Source organism: Klebsiella sp. CN_Kp066 (assembly GCF_040065135.1).
Taxonomy (GTDB): Bacteria; Pseudomonadota; Gammaproteobacteria; order Enterobacterales; family Enterobacteriaceae; genus Klebsiella; species Klebsiella oxytoca.
Genome location: NZ_JBEAIU010000023.1, coordinates 275337 through 291654, shown reverse-complemented (window position 1 = coordinate 291654; position 16318 = coordinate 275337). Strand labels below are relative to the sequence as shown.

Annotated in this window: 20 protein-coding genes; 4 read left to right on the top strand and 16 right to left on the bottom strand. The window is 55.6% G+C overall.

Translation table 11 applies throughout. The features are described from left to right. Both map and ABLV75_RS04375 read right to left on the bottom strand, forming a co-directional pair. Complete coding sequence (gene map, locus ABLV75_RS04380) at positions 1–780, bottom strand: type I methionyl aminopeptidase (protein WP_004102158.1); 780 nt, start codon at positions 778–780, stop codon at positions 1–3. Beyond that, positions 761–979, bottom strand: a complete 219-nt coding sequence (locus ABLV75_RS04375; RefSeq protein WP_004102160.1) for a ParD-like family protein — start codon at positions 977–979, stop codon at positions 761–763. Before ABLV75_RS04375 ends, map begins: the two co-directional genes overlap by 20 nt. A 366-nt stretch (positions 980–1345) precedes the next feature. On the opposite strand from ABLV75_RS04375, the gene asd reads away from it, so the two are divergent. Beyond that, positions 1346–2464: an aspartate-semialdehyde dehydrogenase gene (gene asd, locus ABLV75_RS04370; RefSeq protein WP_017145848.1), complete on the top strand. Its 1119-nt coding sequence runs from the start codon at positions 1346–1348 to the stop codon at positions 2462–2464. Positions 2465–2590: 126 nt separating this feature from the next. Here asd and ABLV75_RS04365 read toward each other — a convergent pair whose 3' ends face one another. Continuing rightward, positions 2591–3469, bottom strand: coding sequence for a LysR family transcriptional regulator (locus tag ABLV75_RS04365; protein ID WP_004102162.1), 879 nt, complete (start codon positions 3467–3469; stop codon positions 2591–2593). 108 nt (positions 3470–3577) lie between these two features. Between ABLV75_RS04365 and ABLV75_RS04360 the strand changes: the two genes are divergently transcribed. Then, complete coding sequence (locus ABLV75_RS04360; RefSeq protein WP_023329728.1) at positions 3578–4885, top strand: serine hydrolase; 1308 nt, start codon at positions 3578–3580, stop codon at positions 4883–4885. Positions 4886–5043: 158 nt separating this feature from the next. Here ABLV75_RS04360 and ABLV75_RS04355 read toward each other — a convergent pair whose 3' ends face one another. The 7 genes from ABLV75_RS04355 to ABLV75_RS04325 are packed head-to-tail and all read right to left on the bottom strand — an operon-like array spanning position 5044 to position 10349. After that, positions 5044–5799, bottom strand: a complete 756-nt coding sequence (locus ABLV75_RS04355; protein ID WP_004102164.1) for a GntR family transcriptional regulator — start codon at positions 5797–5799, stop codon at positions 5044–5046. Positions 5800–5813: 14 nt separating this feature from the next. Further along, complete coding sequence (locus ABLV75_RS04350; RefSeq protein ID WP_024274197.1) at positions 5814–6554, bottom strand: SIS domain-containing protein; 741 nt, start codon at positions 6552–6554, stop codon at positions 5814–5816. Positions 6555–6570: 16 nt separating this feature from the next. Beyond that, the gene (locus ABLV75_RS04345; RefSeq protein ID WP_004102166.1) at positions 6571–7881 is read right to left on the bottom strand and encodes a PTS ascorbate transporter subunit IIC; all 1311 of its coding nucleotides are present in this window, start codon (positions 7879–7881) and stop codon (positions 6571–6573) included. After that, positions 7878–8165, bottom strand: a complete 288-nt coding sequence (locus tag ABLV75_RS04340) for a PTS sugar transporter subunit IIB (RefSeq protein ID WP_004102167.1) — start codon at positions 8163–8165, stop codon at positions 7878–7880. Before ABLV75_RS04340 ends, ABLV75_RS04345 begins: the two co-directional genes overlap by 4 nt. Before the next feature lie 26 nt (positions 8166–8191). Continuing rightward, positions 8192–8635, bottom strand: coding sequence for a PTS sugar transporter subunit IIA (locus tag ABLV75_RS04335; protein ID WP_004102169.1), 444 nt, complete (start codon positions 8633–8635; stop codon positions 8192–8194). Beyond that, the gene (locus tag ABLV75_RS04330; protein WP_004102171.1) at positions 8628–9368 is read right to left on the bottom strand and encodes a creatininase family protein; all 741 of its coding nucleotides are present in this window, start codon (positions 9366–9368) and stop codon (positions 8628–8630) included. Before ABLV75_RS04330 ends, ABLV75_RS04335 begins: the two co-directional genes overlap by 8 nt. A gap of 9 nt (positions 9369–9377) precedes the next feature. Further along, positions 9378–10349 (bottom strand): phosphotriesterase, encoded by a 972-nt coding sequence (locus ABLV75_RS04325; protein ID WP_004102173.1) that lies wholly within the window; start codon positions 10347–10349, stop codon positions 9378–9380. 359 nt (positions 10350–10708) lie between these two features. On the opposite strand from ABLV75_RS04325, the gene ABLV75_RS04320 reads away from it, so the two are divergent. Continuing rightward, positions 10709–10957: a hypothetical protein gene (locus ABLV75_RS04320; protein ID WP_004102175.1), complete on the top strand. Its 249-nt coding sequence runs from the start codon at positions 10709–10711 to the stop codon at positions 10955–10957. 87 nt (positions 10958–11044) lie between these two features. On the opposite strand, the gene ABLV75_RS04315 is transcribed toward ABLV75_RS04320, so the two are convergent. Continuing rightward, positions 11045–11938 carry an oxidoreductase gene (locus tag ABLV75_RS04315; protein WP_004113159.1) on the bottom strand — a complete coding sequence of 298 codons (894 nt, stop codon included), beginning with the start codon at positions 11936–11938 and terminating at the stop codon, positions 11045–11047. 145 nt (positions 11939–12083) lie between these two features. Between ABLV75_RS04315 and ABLV75_RS04310 the strand changes: the two genes are divergently transcribed. Then, on the top strand, positions 12084–12302 hold the full coding sequence (locus ABLV75_RS04310) for a YdcH family protein (protein WP_004102179.1): 219 nt from the start codon (positions 12084–12086) through the stop codon (positions 12300–12302). A gap of 42 nt (positions 12303–12344) precedes the next feature. Here ABLV75_RS04310 and ABLV75_RS04305 read toward each other — a convergent pair whose 3' ends face one another. The 5 genes from ABLV75_RS04305 to ABLV75_RS04285 form a co-directional block, all read right to left on the bottom strand. Further along, on the bottom strand, positions 12345–13181 hold the full coding sequence (locus ABLV75_RS04305; RefSeq protein ID WP_004102181.1) for an alpha/beta hydrolase: 837 nt from the start codon (positions 13179–13181) through the stop codon (positions 12345–12347). A gap of 232 nt (positions 13182–13413) precedes the next feature. Then, positions 13414–13842 (bottom strand): cyclophilin-like fold protein, encoded by a 429-nt coding sequence (locus tag ABLV75_RS04300; protein ID WP_004102184.1) that lies wholly within the window; start codon positions 13840–13842, stop codon positions 13414–13416. A 4-nt stretch (positions 13843–13846) separates the two neighbouring features. Then, positions 13847–14647, bottom strand: coding sequence for a carboxymuconolactone decarboxylase family protein (locus ABLV75_RS04295; RefSeq protein ID WP_004113163.1), 801 nt, complete (start codon positions 14645–14647; stop codon positions 13847–13849). A 21-nt stretch (positions 14648–14668) separates the two neighbouring features. Beyond that, on the bottom strand, positions 14669–15265 hold the full coding sequence (locus tag ABLV75_RS04290) for an NAD(P)H-dependent oxidoreductase (protein ID WP_032746045.1): 597 nt from the start codon (positions 15263–15265) through the stop codon (positions 14669–14671). 98 nt (positions 15266–15363) lie between these two features. After that, the gene (locus ABLV75_RS04285) at positions 15364–16272 is read right to left on the bottom strand and encodes a LysR family transcriptional regulator (protein WP_047719818.1); all 909 of its coding nucleotides are present in this window, start codon (positions 16270–16272) and stop codon (positions 15364–15366) included. Positions 16273–16318: the final 46 nt, after the last annotated feature.

Below are 16318 nucleotides of genomic sequence, written 5' to 3'. Positions count from 1 at the left end.
CTAATCCGGAATCACTTCATCTTTTCGCAGGGTCAGCACCTCAAACCCCTCGGCGGTGACGGCGACGGTATGCTCCCACTGGGCAGACAGTTTTTTATCGCGAGTGACCACCGTCCAGCCGTCTTTCCTGGTTTTTATTCGGCTATCGCCCTGATTAACCATCGGTTCAATGGTAAATACCATCCCCTCCTTGAGCACGGCACCGGTGCCGGGCTTGCCGTAATGCAGCACCTGCGGATCTTCATGCATCTCTCTGCCAACGCCGTGCCCGCAGTACTCCCTGACCACGCTGTAGCCATTACCTTCAACATAAGTCTGGATCGCATGGCCGATATCGCCCAGCGTCGCCCCCGGTCTGACAACCTTAATGCCCTTCCACATAGCTTCATAGGTTTTCTGCACTAGCCGACGGGCCAGCGGTGAAACCTCGCCAATCAGATACATTTTGCTGGAATCGGCAATCATCCCCTCTTTCTCCAGCGTAATATCCACGTTCACGATCGTGCCGGATTTCAGCAGCTCGCTTTCCTTTGGCATGCCGTGACAAACGACTTCATTGATCGAAGTATTGAGCACATAGGGAAAATCGTACTGCCCTTTGCTGGCCGGACGCGAATGCAGGTCGTTGACGATAAAATCCTCCACCCGATTGTTGATGGCCATGGTGGAGACGCCGGGCTGAATAAAGCTATCCAACATGTCGAAGACCGAGGCCAGCAGTTTGCCGGCATGGCGCTGGCTGGCGAGCTCCTGCGTGGTTTTAATGGGAATTGATAGCATTGATCACCTCCAGCAACCGGTCAGAGCCGGACTTGAGCATCATCAGCTTGATTTGCTGATGGTTAAGTTCGGGATAGAGCTCGCTCATCATCCCCAGACGGATCCAGTACTCCGCCTGGGCGTTGACCGAACGCGACATCGCCTTACTGGCGTCACGAATATCGTCGTGCAGCAGGTCTGAAATTTTTACAATACCCATTTATACGTACCATTACGATTTATATATGTTTCGTATATTACGCCTGCGGACGCAAGCGTCCAGTTTTTTCTGCCTCGGCCCCTTTTGCCGTTGCCGACAGCGATCGTGTTGACTGAAAAGAGCAGCATGATGCGCGGCGAAAGCCACACCCAGCCGTGTTGCATGAAAGAACGGCAGAGGAATAAGTGTAAGCAGATTAGGTTTTTTATTTGGTCTTCGAAAATTCTCTTATTACTTTCTCTAACCCCTGATTAAATATTCTTATTACGATATCAATTCCATTTATTTTTGATGACCTGAACTTAAGAGTGCGATATAAAACCACGCAAGATTTAACTTTTTTATAACAGAGCAAAGGCTAAGTAAATGAAACAGGTCGGCATTATTGGTTGGCGTGGCATGGTAGGTTCTGTATTGCTTCAACGCATGGTTGAAGAAAACGATTTCCGTGATATCGCTGCACATTTTTTTAGTACCTCCAGCGCGGGGACCGTTGGCCCAACTATAGATGGCGAGAGTTATATCCTTAAAGATGCGAATTCAGTCAGTGAACTCGCCGATATGGATATTATTATCACCTGCCAGGGCGGCGATTATACTAAAGCCATTTATCCCGCACTTATTACGCATGGCTGGCAGGGTTATTGGATCGATGCGGCATCGGCGCTTCGCATGGATGAAAAAGCCTGTATCATTCTCGATCCGGTTAACCGTACCCATATCGATCGGGCAATCCAACAAGGGCTAAAACTTTTTGTCGGCGGTAATTGTTCGATTACCCTCAGCTTGATGGGGCTCGCCGGCTTGCTCAAGGCTGACCTGATCGAATGGATGAGCGTGATGACCTATCAATCTGCATCCGGCGCTGGCGCTAAACATGTCAGAGAATTAATCGCGCAAAGCGCCTGGGTGAGCAATCATTTGTCGGCAGAGGAATTGACCAGCTCCGGCTCAGTCCTTCCTTTAGTCAATAAAGTCAGCGAACTGATTAACAGCGCGGGCATGCCCGTCCAACACTTCGGCGCTCCCCTAATGGGAAGCATCATTCCCTGGATTGATGCCGATTTAGGCGACGGCAATAGCCGCGAAGAGTGGAAAGGCGAAGCAGAAACGAACAAAATTCTGGGCTTGCCCCGCGGAACTATTCCCGTGAACGGTTTATGCATTCGGGTTGGCGTCATTCGCTGCCATAGCGCAGCGATTACTTTAAAATTAAAGCGTGAAGTCAGCGAAGCTGAATTTGCTGAATTAGTGGGTAATGCCCATCCCTGGGTTAACTATGTCCCCAATAATAAAAACGACAGCGTCAGCAAATTAACCCCAGCCTATATCAGTGGCTCGCTGCAGGTAGGCATAGGCCGTTATAAAAAAATGGCCCTGAATAATGAACCTGTATATTCGGCACTCACCGTTGGGGATCAGCTTTTATGGGGAGCGGCGGAGCCTTTGCGTCGTATGTTAAATATCTTGCTTAATCGCGTTTAATTCTTCTGCGGCAGGCGTTTTAATACCAGAATGGTGGTCAGGGAAATATATTTAAATATCGGTTCCACCACCGCGGCATCCTGTGCCCCGGCCTGTCGCCGTCAAACCCACAGCGAGGCTCTGCTTTCACCACAGTTCCGGCAACAAGGCCAGCGCGTCAGCCACCAGCGTGCGCCTGTCGTTGCCGGGCTTCCAGATGGTCACCATCGTTTGGCCGATCCCCTGATTACCCACTTCGGTCGGCAATTTTTTGACGTTTTTCCACCGCGCCGCATTCATGTGCGTCGGCAAAAATCCCCAGCCGCAGCCCTGTTCAAGCAGGGCGCGCAGCATCTCCTGTTCGTTGGTAAAAATGGTGCGCCCTGAAATCTGCAGACGGCGGGCCACGGGCTCGTCAGTATCCGGGTGCATAATCACCTGCGGTGCCAGCGAAAGTTCCAGCAGAGAAAGCGGTTGTTTAGCGGCGGGAAAAAGCGCTTCGGAGGCGTAAAAATCCATCTCGATTGACCCCAGGGCGCGCCACTCCATAGCGTCGCCCACGCTGCGATGTCGCGCCTGGCAGATACCCAGGTCGGCCAATCCACTCGCCAGCAGCCTTTCCGCCTCGTCACGCGAGGCGTTAATCAGGCTCAGACGAACGTTGCGCCGGGCCATGGCGCCAATCAGCGCCTGTAACAACGTTCTGGGGGTAAAGGGATCGTAGGCCAGCGTAATATCCTGCGTGGCGCTATTCGGCACTTCTTTGGCAAAGGCTTCAAAGGCTTTGACCTGGCGCATCAGCAGGTGCGCCTGACGCTGCAGTTGTTCCCCCTCCGGCGTCAGCTGCAAGCTGCGACCTTGACGCAGAAACAGCGCATACCCCAGACCATCTTCAAGGAACTCAATCAAATCGCGAAGCGTCGTGCGGTCCTTGCCCAGCTGGCGCGCCGCTTTCGCCAGGCTTTTGCACTCAACCACAGCGGTGAAGGCTTCAAGTTGGGCAAAAGAATACATCAGGGTCGGCATTGTGCTCTCCACTCGGTTATTCGGGGGGATTTTCCCCCATGAGGCGTTTTTTATTATAGGCCGCATTTTTTTAAGCTAAACGCCTTCCTGAGCTGAACGAGAAAAAATATGAAAAACAAAGTGGTTAATCGTCGCCTGCTGTCCAGTGTTGTCATCACCCTCTGCAGCGGCCTGCTGGCCCCCATCGCGCAGGCCGCCTGCCCCGGGACCGAACTTAGCGCGTGCCCTGCTCCCTTTGATGCACAGCTTCCGGATACCCATAAAATGCTCACCTGGAGCCAGACCGACCGGGTAATCGGCTTTCGTAACGACTACCGCAATTACGCAGGCGATGTGTTTCATCACGGTCATGCCGTACCGTTGCAGGCTGCAGCGAAACGGTTAACTCACGCCAGCTATCAGGTTAATGGCCACACCTGGACCCTGCAGGATTATCTGCAGCGCCAGAACGTCAGCGGCATGCTGGTGCTGAAAAATGGCAAAGTTGCCTGGAAATATCTGGCGGAAGGCAATACCGACACCACCCTCTGGACCTCGCGCTCGGTGGGCAAATCCGTGGTTTCCACGCTGGTGGGCGTGGCGATTAAACAGGGCAAAATTCACTCGCTTGACGATCTCGTCACCCAGTATGAACCCGACCTGAAAGGCACCGCCTGGGAAGGCGTGACGCTGAGGCAGCTGATTAGCCACACCTCCGGGGTGGCGTGGAATGAGGACTACACTAATCCGCACTCTGACTTCGCCCGGCTTACCGAGTGTGAAGCCAGACCCGGCGCCTATGACTGCGTACGTCAGCTGGTGTCCGGCCTGCGTCGGGCACATCCGGCCGGAGAGAACTGGTCTTACTCCTCCGGCGGCGCCTGGCTACTGGGTGATGTCCTGGAACGCGCCACCGGTATGACGCTGGCGGCGTATCTGGAGAAAAGTATCTGGCAACCCTACGGTATGGCGAGCGATGGCGTGTGGCATGCCTATACAAAAGGTGAGCACGACGTGGGCGCGCATGGCTTTAACGCCACGCTAGAAGATTGGGGGCGCTTCGGTGAGTTCATCCTGCATAACGGCGTGTTGCCGAACGGCGAGCAGATCTTGCCGGAAAACTGGGTCGCCGAATCATCAAACTGGACCCGGGCGACAGGTTCAGTATCCGCGGCACATCCAAACGGTCTCTACGGCTATCAGTGGTGGAACAATGAAGTGCCGGCCAATGCCAGCAACGTTGAGCCCGCTCCGCAGGCATCCCTTCAACATTCGCTGTGGGCGCTGGGGATATTTGGTCAGATGATTATGGTCAATCAGGCGGAAAATCTGGTCATCGTGCAGTGGTCGACCTGGCCGCAGGCTGAACCCTCCTTCAGCGCCCAACCGCTTGAGGCGTCGCTGATGTTTAGCGCGATAGCGAAGGCGTTACGCTAATGCCGGTTTAAAACTGTCGCTCTTTTGCAGACCATGAGCGAAGTGAGCTCAACCATTTTTAAACGATTGGAAGCCAGCCTGCCAACGGCAAAGCTGCTGCGGTACGCTGGCTATCATCTGCCTGTCGCTGGGGTGGCAAGCCGGTAATATAAGGCGGATCAGCGCCCTTTCTCGATCGTGCAGTTCCACTGCTGACTCACGCTACTCTGACTGGTGGCGATCTGTAGCGACAGGCTGGCGTCCAGAGTATGGGTGACGCTGTATTCAAGGACCACGTCATCAAGATCGCGCGCGACGCGCTCAATGCGAAACAGAGGGCGCCCGGGTTCAATATTCAGCAATCCCGCCGTGCGGATATCGCAGCACACCGGCGTATAGCGTTCGGTCGCGTTAGCCGGCGAGTAGCCGAATGTTTCCCGCAGCTGTTTATAGAGCGATCGGCTGCCGTCCACGTGACTCAGGTCGTTATAAATTCGGCCGTTAAGCCAGGTCAGCACGTGGCCGACCGGCCGCTCCCCCTGCACGAGTAACCGCTCCAGACGCATCAGTTGGCTACCCAAATCGAGCCCCATCTGTTCCGCTACGTGGCGGTCGGCCATGGTTGAAATCAGCGACAGCACCTCCACTTCTATCGCGCCGGGAGCAGCAAAGGTGGTCAGTACGTCCGGCAGGTCGGTGTAGTATTTTTGCAACGCATCGCGGTTGATAAACGTGCCTTTTCCCTGCTCGCGATAAACCATACCGATGCTGGCCAGCGAATCTATCGCCTGTTTAATCGTGCCGCGCGCCACCTTGAACTCCCCGGCAAGCAGCAGCTCGCCCGGGAGTTTATCGTCATAGGTAAAAGAGAGGATCCGCTGCAGGATAACGTCTTTTATTCTTAAATAGAGAGGGAGTCCATCCGACTCATACATACTTGCGCTCCAACTCAGAGATAGTGTATCTGGCTCCTGTATGCGCTCAGTATATCCTGATTTATCTCCTGATTACCGTCTATGTTTGCGCTGGCGAGAACCGGCGGCGTGCGCGCATTTTCCAGCATAATTTCGCAAATACGCAGTACCAGGCTATTGGCGATGGCCGCCCCCATGATGGTGGAGAGCGGCGCCACTTTCTGCGCCAGCCCCGGCAGGCTCACCGCCGCATCGCCATACTCGCAGTGGTTATCAAGGGTGATATCGGCAATGTCTACCAGCAGTTTACCGCTGGAGTGGCGGGAAGAGACTCGTGCCGCCGTCGCCAGGCTGGTAATGGCGATAACCCTGGCTCCGCAGGCTTTTGCCGCCAGCGCGACATCGATCGTAATCGCATTTCGCCCCGACACTGAGTGAATCAGCAGAGTATCGTCGGCCCTCAGCGGCGACTGTTCAACCAGCACGCGGCCAAGATTTTCCACATTTTCCACCGCGCTGGTAAGGGTTAACGGCCTGACGTTAAGCATCAGCGCAGGGGTAAAAAGCGGGTTGATGATGGCCAGACCGCCTGCCCGATAGCTCATCTCCTCCGCCAGAATACCGGCGTGGCTGGCGCCAAAGACGAAGATATTGCGCTGCGCCAGAATGCTGTGGGCCATCATTTCTGCCGCCCGGTTCAGCTCATCGGCGCGCTGTTCAAGCAACCCCAGCTTCTGGCGGATCTGACTGTAATACTGTTTCAGTGCCTGGCTCATAGACTTCCTCCTGATATCAGAACGTCAGCAAGCGGGTCAAAAGATGGATTAGCGGCGCGAGGACAAACATATCGCTATCGCCCGCCCACAGCGCCGTATCCGGGATCGTGTTGTTGATAAAGCCGGTCACGCAGAAATATTGTCCCCAGGCGACCACCGTTGAGGTGATAAATCCCGCCAGCAGCGCGCCTTTATAGCCGCCTGTGATATTGCCGAAGACCCCTGCCGTACCGGCATGGAAGAAAATGACGATCATGCTGGGAATAAATACGTAGCCGGTATAGCGGCCGATCAGGGTCAGCCACAGCAGCGATCCCACAAAGGCGCCGACGAACCCCAGCACCACCGCATTTGGCGCAAAGTTGAACAGAATCGGGCAGTCCAGCGCAGGTTTGGCCCCCGGAACCAGCCGCGAGCCGATGCCGTTAAACGCGGGCACCATTTCACCAATAAACATCCGCACCCCGAGCAGCACCACGGCGATGCCCCCGGTGAACATCAGCGATTGTTTAAGGGCATAGATGTAGAAGCTCAGGTCGCCGGATTGCGCAAGGATCTCCGCCGCTTTCGGGGTGCCTTTGATTTGCAGAATAAAGGTGCCGATAAAAAACAGCAGCGCCATGGTTAACGCGGTCACCACGTTGGAATCGCGCAGAAAACCGAGCTTTTTAGGAACTTTGATATCTTCGGAACTGATTTTATTACGGGCGAAGATCTGGCCGAAAATGGCCCCCAGCAGCGCGACCGAGGCGGAAGTATGCCCCAGCGCCACGTTATCGTTGCCGGTAATTTTCCGTACCCATGGCTGAACCAGCGCGGGCTGCAAGGTCCAGTACAGTCCCATGATAACCGTCAGCATGAGCGTCAGCTGTAGCGCAGAAATAGCGGGCTCGGTGTTCACCATCACCCCGGCAAATATCATGGTGGTCCAGAACATCATGTGTCCGGTCAAGTAGATATATTTAAAGCGCGTCAGCCTGGCCAGCAGTAGATTGATAGCGAAACCGCCGGCAATGGCGATCGTCACGCTGCTTCCGTAGCGTTCGCTAAAGCGCGCCTGACCGATAATATTGGTCAGATTCATCGAGCTGAGGCCGAAAACTTCGGTCCAGATCGGCTGAAAGATCAGTAGCGCGGAAACGATAATCCCGGCCCCCGCGCCGATGATCAGAAAGCCCAGAATGCCTTTCAGGGTGCCGGACACAATGTCTGCCAGCGATTTTTTCTGCAAAACCAGTCCCAGCAGCACGATCAGGCCAATTAAAATCGACGCCTCACCAAATATGTTGATGGTGATCCAGCGCAGGACGCCAAGAAACTCGCTCATGTTGGCTCTCCCGCGCGCAGAATGTGCGCCTGGGTCAGCGCCGCGGTGATTTCTGCGTTATCAATGTAGTTGTTTACTACCACCACCGGGCAGGAAAGATGCTTCAGGTTGTCCACCAGTTCAGCATTGGTGATGACGACATCGGCGTTGGCCGAAGCGGCGGATGAGACATCCATATGTTCCACGGAGGCCTGAATCCCGTGCTGCTTTAATACCGCCTCAACGTTCATTTTTAAAATCAGGCTGGAGCCCATACCTAAACCACAGACTGTCAGAATTTTCATCGCTATTCACTCCGTGTTAATTACAGCTATAAACGCTGTGAGCCGCTGGCCAACAGCCGATAAAGTTGTTCCGGATCGTCTGAATGCATCAGGGTATGCAGATTATTTTCATCACTGAGCACGGTGACGATATGCTGGATAAGGTGGATATGCGCGTCGCTGCTGGTAGCCGAAAGGCCCAGAACCACCCGCACAGGGTCGTTTTCCGCATGACCAAACGCCAGCGGTTCGCGCAGCCGGATCGCGCTAATTTGCGCTTTGATCGCTCCCTGTTCCGGACGGGCATGCGGCAGGGCCAGACCAGGGGCGATGACAAAATAAGGGCCCAGCTCGCGATAGCTGGCGATCATCGCCTGGACGTATTGCGGACTGCAGGCCCCCGCGCGGCACAGCGCGTTCCCCGCCTCGCGAATAGCCTCCTCCGGGGTAGCGGCCGGGCAGTCAACGGTTATCGACTGACGTTCAATCATCACGGGCTCCTTGCGTTAAGTGGTGGCGAATGGAGGCCAGGGTGGTCGCCAGCGCCCGGGCAACAAACGCGCGCCCTTTCTCTTCGCTCGCCAGGGTGGGGTCCCCCAGCACCGCATAAGCAGAAAACTCGGTCCAGCGCATCGGCTGATAGCGAAAATTCTGCGGGAATTCGGGATAGTGCGCGCGCGCCTCCGCCATGTTGACGAACTCCGGCGCCAGCGCCAGCATCAGCGAGGTTTCGACCTCGTCGGCATGCATATATCCCGGATAAGCCACCGCCGAGGTTTGTCGTTTTTTTACCTCTTCATCCATACCCGCCCAGCTGTAGCTAAGCAGCGTGATGCCCTGCTCTTTAAGCTGGCGGGAAGCGGCTTTAATCGCGTCAAAGTTGCCGTAATGCGCGTTGATCACCGCCGTGGTGGTAATACCGTAGCTGGCCATGTTTTCCGCCAGCGCCACCAGCAGCGACGTCAGCCGTTCATTACCGATATCAATCGCGCCCGCATGCCCGCGCAGCGACCAGACCTGGCTATAGGAGATAACCGGCAGGCTCAGCGCGCACTCGCCCAACTGCTCATCAAGCCGCGCGCAAAACCGCTCGGCCAGCAGGTTATCGGTATCCAGCGGCAGGTGGTCACCGTGCGGTTCGACCGCGCCAAGGGGCAGTAAGGCTATCCGCGCCTTTTGTAGCGCCCGCCTGGCCTCGCGCTCATTTAAATGATGCAGCTTCATGACGCCTCCTCAGGCAAAAGCGAGGTAACGCGCCGGGTTTTCGACGAAGAAATCATGCAGCAACGCTTCGCCGTCAAACCCCGCCTCCCGGGCCTCTTCCATGAATCTTGGCCGCCAGTCGCTGAGGATGAACTTCAGTCCCAGCCCTCCTTTACCGTAATGTGCGCTCATGGATTTACGGGCAAAATCACCGCCGATCAAAATCTGCTTTTGATAACCGCGCTGGCAGAGCGCCAGGATGGCCTGGGTGCGAATGTGCTCAGGGTGATATTTAATGCGGCTGATACCGTCAAATGAGAGAAACGCCCCGGTGTTGGCGATCTGACGGTGCAGCCAGGGGTCAGGATTGCGATCCATATGGGCAAAACATAAGCGGGACAAATCCAGTCCCCATTTTTTAAAGATCCGCGCCTGTTCGAGTCCCATCGTCCCCATTTCCGTATGGCTGTGCATCGGCGCCCCGGTACGCTGCTGGGCGCGAACGATAACCTCCATGGTTTTGTATTCCAGAGGGGAAATGGCGTTATAGCCGGTGCCACATTTTACTACGCCGGCCCGATGCGCGGTGCCTTCGATTCCCTCGGTGACCTCGCGGCAAACGTGTTCAACCAGTTCGTCGACGTCAGAACGCTCAATCCACTCGGCAAAAGTTTGCGCTGTGCCCGGTCGCTGACTACTCCACAGAAACCCTTTGTTAAAACCCGCGGTGGCAATAATGTGCAGCTGCTGGCGCTGCGCCATGGCCGCGACGGCAGCGGCCTGACGACCATAATCCGGCGCGGTGGCGTCGTAGATGGCATTGCCTCCCGCCTGGCGGAAGTCGCTTAATTCACGCTCAGAAGCCTGTGGATCGTCGAGCAAGAGGTCGTCATCCTGACGCTCGGCCCAATAGGGCGGAATACAGTAGATATGGTCGTGGCTGTAGGTTACGCCCAGCTGATTAGCGGAAATATCCCCGTTTAACGTTCGAATGATGGCCATGTTTCTTACTCTCCGGAACGGATAAGAAGGTGCCTTCAACATAGGCGCGACTCACTTGACCAGTCAAGTGATCAAGTTCGCATCAATCATATTAAATTCTTATCTGTGAGGTGGGTCGACATTAACATTTATGTGACGTTGTCACGTAAATAGATTCGGGCTAAAAAACCGTTACTCATGGAAAAATATAGGTGTTTCGGATGAGGCGATTAAATTTATGTTCTATTAATTCAATTGGATACGCACCTATTAAACCAATGCATTTCAGACTAATAATCAATACCTTTGATTAAAATGTTTAATTGAATGAATCGATAAAGAGAGTATTGTTAAAAACAATGATGAGCGGAGATAAATAAATGTTACGAGATTTTTTGAAGGTAGAAAAAGAGGATCGACTGGTGGAACAGCAGGACGCCAGCAGCGATAACGGCAATTCAACGGACGTCACCGAATGGATAATTGTGAGTAAAAATGGCGATAAAAAAGGCCGGGTGGCGTTATTCAATCAATTTTCCACCCGTCGTTCGTATTGCGTGAATTATCGAATTACCCAGTTTGATAATAGCGGCAAAGTTGTCGTAGACCGGCTGGCAGAATCTCTCTAATCACGGGAAACGCAACACACCGGCGTTTTGGTCACCTGTCGCCAGAGCTCGCAGAAGAATAATCGATTAGTGCCGCCGCCCGCGCCTTTATCCGGGACCGTCGCTGGCGGCGGCCAGCAGCGGCACAATCACATCGCTTAACGGCGTGGCAATGTGGTAAATACGGCCGTAACGCTGCACGACCCCGTTACGAATATCCCACTCCAGCGGTAGACCAGCCTCACGGTCGGTGAGTATAGAAGTACTTAAGTCCGGAGGCGCGCGATGAAATCCCGCGACGATCTCCTGCGCCACGCTCTCGTCCAGCCTGGCGCCTGCGGCGCGAGCAACCTTCAGCCCCTCCTGCAGATAAGCAAAAGCCAGCGCGGTGATATCTTCGCGCGCAAACATGCCTGCCCGCCGTCCCGCCAGTACCATCAGGCCCGCAACCGCGTTTTGCAGCAGTTTACGCCACGCCACGGAGAGAAAATCGTCGCTAATATCCACTGCGCAGCGCGTGTCCCGTAGCGCATACTGGACCCGTTCAGCCCCCTGCGCATCGGGCAGCGTCAGGCGCGGTTTCGCCCGCAGCCAGACCGATGCTTCCGGTTCGCGCTGCGCGGGGAACCAGACGACCGACGGCAGTACCGTCGCTTCCGCGACATGAGGCGCGAAAAGCGCTCGTTGTTCAACGCCATTTTGCAGCACGCAAACCACCGTTTGCGCATGGCATAGCGCTTTAAGCCACGGCGCAATAGCGGCAATTTGCGTTGCTTTTACCGCCACAAAAAGCAGATCGAACGGCGCAACGACCGAAGACGGTTCAGTGACGACTGGCCCCGGAACCACAATCGTTCCGCCATCGAAACGTAGCGATAGCTGCGGGTGAGCGCGCCGGCCGCATACCAGAGGCGTTCGACCCACCTCGTGCAGCGCGGCGGCGATGGTGGTGCCAATTGCGCCGGGACCAATCAACGCAACGGTGGGTTCTTCAACATTCATCTATGCCTCCAGGCCGCCTCCGGCCCCTGAGATTTCATGGCTACATAACATAAACGCGACTTCGTTCGCATTACCATTTTATTCATATGGGTAATCTGAATGTGTGTGTCGTCGTACACACTTTCTCCATTAACAAGGAAGGTACATGTTTCCAGAATACAGAGAGCTGATTTCTCGATTGAAAACCACGCACCCGCGCTTTCAGTCGCTATTCGAAAAACATAACGCACTCGATCACGACATTTCCCGGATAGAAGGAGTCGATGGCAAAGGATACAGTCTCGAGCTCGTACAGATGAAGAAAGAAAAACTTATGTTGAAGGATGAAATGCTCAAAATCCTCCAGCATGAAAGCCTGATGTAGACGATAAGGCCGCCGCCATGGCGGCCTTCTTATACCGCCTGACTACGAGCGAATAAACGCCAGCAGATCGGCGTTAATCACATCGGCGTGGGAGGTATGCATGCCATGCGGAAAGCCGGGATAAATTTTCAGCTGGCTGTTCGGCAGCAGCTTATCCTGCAGTATCGCCGCGTTTTGATAAGGCACCACCTGATCGTCATCGCCCTGCATCACCAGCACCGGCAGCGTAATGGCTTTTAAATCTTCGGTCTGGTCGGTTTCAGAGAAGGCTTTAATCCCCTCATAATGCGCTTTTGCGCTACCGGTCATGCCCTGCCGCCACCAGTTCTGAATAGTGCCCTGGGACACCTCCGCGCCCTCGCGGTTAAAGCCATAAAATGGGCCGGACGCCACGTCGAGATAAAACTGCGAGCGATTGGCAGCCAGCGCCTGGCGAAAACCATCGAAGACTTCAATTGGCGTACCGCCAGGATTGCTCTCCGTTTTGACCATCAAGGGCGGAACCGAACTGATCAGCACCGCTTTGGCAACGCGCCCCTGCGGTTGTCCATACTTCGCCACGTAGCGCGCGACCTGCCCGCCGCCGGTAGAGTGCCCGACATGAACGGCGTTATGCAGATCCAGATGCTCCGCCACCGCGGAGGCATCGGCGGCATAATGATCCATATCGTGACCGTCACTCACCTGATCTGAACGACCGTGACCGCGTCGGTCAATCGCAATCACCCGGAAGCCTTCTGCCAGGAAGAAAAGCATCTGGTTATCCCAATCATCGGCGCTTAATGGCCAGCCGTGATGAAATACGATGGGCTGCGCCTCTTTCGGGCCCCAGTCCTTAAAGTAAATGTTGACGCCGTCTTTGGTGGTCACAAATGCCATGTTACAAACTCCTCTGAAGAGAAAACAAGGCTGCGGGCCTGACGCCTGCAGTTGGTCGGGTGTAAAGGTCGGATGCTCAGCCTTAACGAGCGTGTCTCGTCAGGTTTGAAAGTGATGCGCAGAAAAAGTGTAGATGATTTTTGCGATGCCGGAGATGCGAAAAGAATTCAACAAATGGGCTGTAGAAAGCCCATTGAATAAAGTCGTCAGGGTCATTTAATGCTGGATAAACTTAGTAACGCCTGATGGTCACCGTTGCCGCGCCGGGCTGGTCGAGCGAGGCCAGTCCCTCTTCCACCCGCCCGAGCTTTATCAGACCGGGCGAGTGGCGAAAGTCTTCGCGAAAAATAGCCAGGTTGCCCCACGGCGCGTAATAGGCCATATCGCCGCGTCGCGGAGTCATTGATTCGCCAGCATCCACTTCGCGCAGCTTCTCCGGCAGCCAGGCGATCTTTTCCGTAGAACCATAATCCTCAAGCTTCACCGTCATTGGCAGCTGCGCCACAAACGCACTAGCCGCAGCGCTCTCGTCCAGCAAGCCGACGACCGTGACGCCCTTAAATACAAACTCAATCTTCACCGCGTTCTCCCTGCCGGCGGCGGATGCCGCGCCCGTCATCATGATCAAAATGGATAGCACCGCACCGAGCGTTTTCAGCATCCGCTCACCCTGCCAGACCGCGAGCGTGCAGGACTTCCCCCACCACCGCTACTGCCGAAAAGGCGTTTGGCCAGCCGGCATAGAACGCGGCATGAGCAACAATCTCCCCCGCCTCTTGCGCGGTAAGGCCGTTATCCATCGCCCGGTTAAGGTGGTAGCCAATTTGCGCGCTTTGCCCGGCGGCGATCAGCGCGCTGACCGTCACCAGACTACGATCGCGCGGTTTCAGCCCCGGCCGCTGCCACAGGTCGAGAAACAGCGGTTGAGCGGTAAACTTCACCAGCCCGGGCGAAATTGCGCCGAAGTTGTGCTCCACCGTTGACGAGCGCTGATTTTCCGCTGCCTGATTAAGCGCCAGCAGCTCGGGGGATGCCGAAGCCAGCTGCTCGCGGCGGATACCGCGGGCGGCAAAGATATCTTTCGTGACCGCAACGGCGGCCATCGCGTTAGGCCAGCCGGAATAAAAAGCCAGATGCGTGATGATCTCGGAAATTTCGACCGGCGTGACGGCGTTATCCAGGGCAACATCAACATACTGTTTTAGCTCGGCGGGCTGGTTACGCGCGATCAGAATCGCCACCGTCACGATGCTGCGATCGCGACGCGAGAGTTCACTTCGCTGCCAGAGATCGTCTATCAGCACCTCGCTGCCGAAGCGGACAAGCGCGGGCGCGACGGACTGGACATCCTCAGCGGACAGTACGGTTGGGCTAAGTGGAACCATTTTTTCACCTCTCTTTTCTTCTGCCTGGACAGGCGCGCCCAGCATCAACGACATTGCCGCAGCGGCAATAAAAGCTTTCATCCTGTACTCCTTCCCGGCACGTTAATTCTTCAGCCTTTCCACCAGTTGACGCTGGTACTCAGGCAGTTGACTGCGGCTGGCGCTCTGAAAAACCAGCGGAGGAAGCCAGGTCATTCCCGCATGCAGAGCGCTGGCCTTCATCGGCGTGAAGACGTCGGCGAGGCTGACGCCAGTTCGCCCGGATTCGCCGTATGTCGATTCTCCTCCCGCGGCGGTCGTAACAATCAGCATCTCTTTACCCTGCCATACGCCCGGCCCCACGCTGCCCCAGGTATCGTTCAGCCAGGCCTTCATCATTGGCGTGATGTTGAACCAGTGGGTCGGGAAGATAAACACGACGCGCGAGTGTTCCCGCATCAATCGACGCTCGGCATCGGCATTGATATTGCGGCTGTCATAGCCGTAAAGCGTCTCAAGATTGCGTACGGTCACGCCGGGCACGCTTTGCGCTGCGGTTTCAAGACCTTTCGTCAACACCGATTGCTCAGGGTAAGGATGAGAGACAATAACCAGCGTTTTAACCTCGGCGGCATGGCTGACGCGGTTATGACTAAACAGAACGATGGCGATGGCCACAAACCACAGCAGACCGGCGAAATTGCGGGGCGAATATGTCATTGAGCTCTCCTTCTCTTTTGCCACAGGTTAAGCCGCGCAAAAAGAAGGAGCCAGCCCTCGCTATCGAATGGGGCTGTGAGCCATTTTCATCAATCAGGCTACAAACCGAGCGGCTGCAGTTCACGGACCAGCGCGATCAGCAGGCGCAATCCGGTAGGGATCTGGTGTCGGCTGGAGTAATAGATATAGAATCCCGGCCCGTAAGAGGCCCAGTCGGTGAGCACCAGACGCAGGCGCCCCTCGCTGACGTGCTGCCTAATCAGCGGCTCCGGCAGGTACATCAGGCCGAATCCTTGAAGGATGGCCACCACGCCCGTCTCCGCCAGATCGACGGTTAACTGCGGCGGCACTTTGATCGTCAGCTGCTCTTCACCTCGCTCAAACTCCCATTTATAAATCCGATTGTTTCCCAGACGGTTGCTGACGCAGCGGTGGTGCTGAAGATCGTTGGGGTGCAGGGGCTCGCCGAAGCGGGCAAGATAATCGGGCGACGCGGCGACGACCCAGCGCACATCGGCGGAGAGACGCTGCGCCACCATATCTTCCGGTACGGTTCCGCCATAGCGGATACCGGCGTCAAAACGCGCTTCGGTGACATCAACAATGCGGTTACTGGCCACGATATCCAGCTCAATATCGGGATAGCGTTCGGCAAAAACGGGCAGGATCGGCGCCAGCAGCAGCGTGGCTGCCTCGACGGCGACGTTGAGCCGAATATGTCCCGCAGGCGAGTCGCGAAACTGGTTGAGCTGTTCAATCGCGCCATCGATGGCGGCCACCGGCTCGCTCACCGCGCTGGCCAGACTCTCGCCTGCCGCCGTCAGGGTTACGCTTTTGGTCGTACGGTTCAGCAGACGCACGCCCAGCCGCGCCTCAAACCCCTTCAGGGCATGGCTCAGCGTCGAGGCGCTTACGCCGAGCTCGATGGCGGCCTTACTAAAACTGCGATGACGAGCGATGGCGCAAAAATAGACCAGGTCGGCCATATCGGAACGGTTTACATTCATACGTTCTCGCTAACCAGATAGAAAATAAGCTGAAAAAACAACGTTA

Coding starts and splice junctions, on each gene's coding strand:
- asd (WP_017145848.1), top strand. CDS start 1,346: ATGAAACAGGTCGGCATTATTGGTTGGCGTGGCATGGTAGGTTCTGTA.
- ABLV75_RS04295 (WP_004113163.1), bottom strand. CDS start 14,647: ATGAAAGCTTTTATTGCCGCTGCGGCAATGTCGTTGATGCTGGGCGCG.
- ABLV75_RS04320 (WP_004102175.1), top strand. CDS start 10,709: ATGTTACGAGATTTTTTGAAGGTAGAAAAAGAGGATCGACTGGTGGAA.
- ABLV75_RS04365 (WP_004102162.1), bottom strand. CDS start 3,469: ATGCCGACCCTGATGTATTCTTTTGCCCAACTTGAAGCCTTCACCGCT.
- ABLV75_RS04300 (WP_004102184.1), bottom strand. CDS start 13,842: ATGCTGAAAACGCTCGGTGCGGTGCTATCCATTTTGATCATGATGACG.
- ABLV75_RS04335 (WP_004102169.1), bottom strand. CDS start 8,635: ATGATTGAACGTCAGTCGATAACCGTTGACTGCCCGGCCGCTACCCCG.
- ABLV75_RS04360 (WP_023329728.1), top strand. CDS start 3,578: ATGAAAAACAAAGTGGTTAATCGTCGCCTGCTGTCCAGTGTTGTCATC.
- ABLV75_RS04345 (WP_004102166.1), bottom strand. CDS start 7,881: ATGAGCGAGTTTCTTGGCGTCCTGCGCTGGATCACCATCAACATATTT.
- ABLV75_RS04350 (WP_024274197.1), bottom strand. CDS start 6,554: ATGAGCCAGGCACTGAAACAGTATTACAGTCAGATCCGCCAGAAGCTG.
- map (WP_004102158.1), bottom strand. CDS start 780: ATGCTATCAATTCCCATTAAAACCACGCAGGAGCTCGCCAGCCAGCGC.
- ABLV75_RS04355 (WP_004102164.1), bottom strand. CDS start 5,799: ATGTATGAGTCGGATGGACTCCCTCTCTATTTAAGAATAAAAGACGTT.
- ABLV75_RS04340 (WP_004102167.1), bottom strand. CDS start 8,165: ATGAAAATTCTGACAGTCTGTGGTTTAGGTATGGGCTCCAGCCTGATT.
- ABLV75_RS04325 (WP_004102173.1), bottom strand. CDS start 10,349: ATGGCCATCATTCGAACGTTAAACGGGGATATTTCCGCTAATCAGCTG.
- ABLV75_RS04290 (WP_032746045.1), bottom strand. CDS start 15,265: ATGACATATTCGCCCCGCAATTTCGCCGGTCTGCTGTGGTTTGTGGCC.
- ABLV75_RS04330 (WP_004102171.1), bottom strand. CDS start 9,368: ATGAAGCTGCATCATTTAAATGAGCGCGAGGCCAGGCGGGCGCTACAA.
- ABLV75_RS04375 (WP_004102160.1), bottom strand. CDS start 979: ATGGGTATTGTAAAAATTTCAGACCTGCTGCACGACGATATTCGTGAC.
- ABLV75_RS04310 (WP_004102179.1), top strand. CDS start 12,084: ATGTTTCCAGAATACAGAGAGCTGATTTCTCGATTGAAAACCACGCAC.
- ABLV75_RS04315 (WP_004113159.1), bottom strand. CDS start 11,938: ATGAATGTTGAAGAACCCACCGTTGCGTTGATTGGTCCCGGCGCAATT.
- ABLV75_RS04285 (WP_047719818.1), bottom strand. CDS start 16,272: ATGAATGTAAACCGTTCCGATATGGCCGACCTGGTCTATTTTTGCGCC.
- ABLV75_RS04305 (WP_004102181.1), bottom strand. CDS start 13,181: ATGGCATTTGTGACCACCAAAGACGGCGTCAACATTTACTTTAAGGAC.